This window comes from Nostoc sp. 'Peltigera membranacea cyanobiont' 232 (assembly GCF_002245985.1).
GTDB lineage: Bacteria > Cyanobacteriota > Cyanobacteriia > Cyanobacteriales > Nostocaceae > Nostoc.
In genome coordinates, this window is sequence record NZ_NOLK01000317.1 from 1 (window position 1) to 3,589 (window position 3,589).

The following is a 3,589-nucleotide window of genomic DNA, read 5'->3' on the forward strand; positions in this document are numbered from 1 at the left end:
CCCCCTCTCCCTTGTCCCCCTCCCTTCAGCAGTCCCATTGCCTTTAACTTAGCAACGGTATAGCTATTTGTGCCGCCTGCTAACTGCACATATCCCGGTAATTTGGCTGCCAAAACTTTTTGCCCTAATTTCACTGCGGCTATTGTAGTACCATCACCAATATCACCACTCATAGGACGACCGTCGGTTTGCCAAATTAAGTCACGGCAGAGAAGGGAAAGTGAGCATTAATTAGGCATAATTACTTAGTCATAAAAAGTCCTGTAATTCATGTTTAATTTATGTTTGTATAGTCAAGGTAGGAGGTTTGAGCATTGAATGAGCGCTTGAGAACAGTTAGAAGCTGAAAGTATCGATTTACTGTTGTTTCCGTCACCATAGAAAGCATGACGATTACAGACGATCTCCAAAAGTTATTAGATATTTTGCCCCAAGACCTGCAACAAGTACTAGAGAGTCATCCCAAACGAGATAGTTTAGTAGAAGTGGTCTTGGATTTGGGTCGTCGCCCAGAAGCTCGCTTTCCGAATCAAGCTGAGTATCTGAGCGAAATACCTGTTACTCAAGAACAGATAGATGATTGCATTGAACGAGTCGGAATTTTTGGCGGAGATAATCGGGCAGGAATTGAGCAAACTTTGCATCGGATCAGTGCTATCCGCAACCGTACTGGTAAGATTATTGGCTTGACCTGTCGCGTTGGTCGAGCGGTATTCGGAACCATTGGCATGATCCGCGATTTGGTAGAAACTGGTAAATCGATTCTCATGCTGGGTCGTCCAGGCGTGGGCAAAACTACCGCCTTACGGGAAATTGCCCGTGTTTTGGCGGATGATTTGCATAAGCGAGTGGTGATTATTGACACCTCCAACGAAATCGCTGGGGATGGTGATATTGCCCACCCTGCCATTGGTCGCGCTCGGCGGATGCAAGTGGCTCATCCAGAACAACAGCATCAGGTGATGATTGAGGCCGTGGAAAACCACATGCCAGAAGTCATTGTTATTGATGAAATTGGCACGGAACTGGAAGCTTTAGCGGCTCGTACTATTGCTGAACGGGGCGTACAGTTGGTAGGTACTGCTCACGGGAATCAGATCGAAAATCTGATTAAAAACCCCACCTTGGCTGATTTAGTTGGGGGTATCCAAGCTGTGACGCTGGGAGACGACGAAGCCAGGCGGCGAGGCTCTCAAAAGACTGTTTTGGAGCGGAAAGCCCCTCCTACCTTTGAAATTGCTGTGGAAATGTTGGAACGCCAACGTTGGACAGTACACGAAAGTGTTGCTGACACAGTAGATAATCTGCTGCGGGGTCGTCAGGCTACTCCACAAACCAGAACCGTTGATGACCACGGCAAGATCGCTGTTTCAAGGCAGTTAGCTGTTGTCAACGGTCGCGGAGGACAGCTAGCGACAGTGGAAGAATCTTTCGCCCCGGCGCGACCATCTAATGGCTGGCGTTCTTCTGGACAAATGGTTGCACTGCCGCAATTGCCTGTAGAACGGGTGACTGGACGCAGTGAGTTCGATCGATTGCTGGATGAATCTTTCAATTATTCTGAGAGCATTGATTTGGATGCTGCTACAAGAGTGCCAGGGCCTAATGGTGAAGATTTGCCACTGCACGTTTACCCTTATGGCGTTAGCCGCCACCAACTAGAACAGGTAATTAGCGTCCTAACTTTACCCGTGGTCTTGACAAAAGACATAGATAGTGCAGATGCTATTTTAGCCCTGCGATCGCACGTCAAAAACCACGCCAAGTTACGCCAAATGGCCAAAGCCCGTCATGTACCCATCCACATGATTAAGTCCAGCACCATTCCGCAAATTACCCGTGGCTTGCGGCGGTTGCTGAACATGGACGACCCAGAAATGGCCGATGACTTAGAATTGCAACTGTTTTTGCACAATGGTAGCGATGATGAGATGGATGCTCTTGAAGAAGCCAGACTTGCTGTTGAGCAAATTGTGATTCCTAAAGGACAGCCAGTTGAATTATTACCGCGTTCTCCCCAAGTCCGCAAAATGCAACATGAGTTGGTAGAACACTATCGCCTCAAATCGCATAGTTTTGGTGAAGAACCAAATAGAAGATTGCGGATTTATCCAGCGTAACCTCACCCCTAACCCCTCTCCGAATCGGAGAGGGGATTTAATGGAGAGACTGATGTCTTATAGAACCCATTTGACATCTAAGAAGGTGCTGCAAGCCTCTTAATCATTAGCCTGATGCGATCAACCCCCATTTAAAGGGGGTTTTGAAATGTTGAAACTTTCAGTTACCCTGAAAGTTCATAGCTAGTGAAGGTATTGTAATAAAAGCGATTACTGGATAAAACAAAAAATTTATATGACCTCAGTTTCTCCTCACAAAAAAGCCAAAGCTCTCAAACCTACCAGCCGCCGCCCTGCGAAAGAACTTTGTAGCGAGTGCGGACTATGCGATACATACTATATTCACTATGTCAAAGAAGCCTGCGCTTTTATTAATCAGCAAATAGGCGAACTTGAAGAAGAAACCCACACGCGATCGCGCCATCTCGACAATCCTGATGAGTTATACTTTGGTGTCCACCAAGACATGATGGCAGCGCGAAAACAGCAGCCCATTGAAGGCGCACAATGGACGGGTATAGTTAGCAGCATTGCTATTGAAATGCTTAATCGTGGGTTAGTTGAAGGTGTAGTCTGCGTGCAAAACACCAAAGAAGACCGCTTTCAACCCATGCCTGTCATCGCCCGAACTCCAGAAGAAATACTAGCAGCGCGGGTAAATAAACCAACACTTTCCCCGAATCTTTCTGTATTAGAACAGATAGAAAAATCGGGGATGAAGCGGCTATTGGTAATTGGTGTTGGTTGCCAAATTCAGGCATTACGAGCCGTAGAAAAACAACTGGGTTTAGAAAAGCTGTATGTTTTGGGTACGCCCTGCGTAGATAATGTTAACCGCGCCGGACTGCAAAAATTCTTAGAAACAACTAGCCGATCGCCTGATACAGTCGTACATTACGAATTCATGCAAGACTTCCGGGTTCACTTCAAACATGAGGATGGCTCATCAGAAACAGTGCCTTTCTTTGGTTTGAAGACCAACAAACTTAAAGATGTCTTTGCCCCATCCTGTATGAGTTGTTTTGATTACGTCAATTCCCTAGCGGATTTAGTTGTTGGCTACATGGGCGCACCCTTCGGCTGGCAGTGGATTGTCGTTAGAAATGACACAGGTAAGGAAATGCTGGATTTGGTGCAAGACCAGTTAGATACTCAACCAGTTACGTCTAAAGGCAACCGCAAGGAAGCTGTACAGCAAAGTATTCCTGCTTACGATAAAGGCGTTACCCTTCCCATGTGGGCAGCAAAACTTATGGGTGTGGTCATCGAGAAAATCGGCCCCAAAGGTTTGGAATATGCGCGTTTTTCCATTGATTCTCACTTTACTCGCAATTATTTGTATGTAAAGCGAAATCATCCAGAGAAATTAGAAGCGCACGTTCCAGAGTTTGCCAAGCGTATTGTTGGGCAATATAAATTACCATAATAAAAATTGGGAATTGGGCATTGGGAATTGAGTATAGTTATTC

2 protein-coding genes and 1 pseudogene are annotated in these 3,589 nt (G+C 46.1%); 2 read left to right on the forward strand and 1 reads right to left on the reverse strand.

Annotated elements, in window-relative coordinates; all coding sequences use genetic code 11:
* Window positions 1–200, reverse strand: a pseudogene (locus CDG79_RS39680) (Light dependent period protein LdpA domain-containing protein); the annotation flags it as partial.
* A 186-nt stretch (window positions 201–386) separates the two neighbouring features.
* Between CDG79_RS39680 and CDG79_RS39685 the strand changes: the two are divergent.
* Both CDG79_RS39685 and CDG79_RS39690 read left to right on the forward strand, forming a co-directional pair.
* Complete coding sequence (locus tag CDG79_RS39685; protein WP_094346933.1) at window positions 387–2,120, forward strand: R3H domain-containing nucleic acid-binding protein; 1,734 nt, start codon at window positions 387–389, stop codon at window positions 2,118–2,120.
* 235 nt (window positions 2,121–2,355) lie between these two features.
* Complete coding sequence (locus tag CDG79_RS39690) at window positions 2,356–3,546, forward strand: Coenzyme F420 hydrogenase/dehydrogenase, beta subunit C-terminal domain (protein ID WP_094346934.1); 1,191 nt, start codon at window positions 2,356–2,358, stop codon at window positions 3,544–3,546.
* Window positions 3,547–3,589: the final 43 nt, after the last annotated feature.

Bases quoted from the DNA above. Each gene is read 5' to 3' on its own strand.
- CDG79_RS39685 (WP_094346933.1), top strand. From the start codon at position 387: ATGACGATTACAGACGATCTCCAAAAGTTATTAGATATTTTGCCCCAA.
- CDG79_RS39690 (WP_094346934.1), top strand. From the start codon at position 2,356: ATGACCTCAGTTTCTCCTCACAAAAAAGCCAAAGCTCTCAAACCTACC.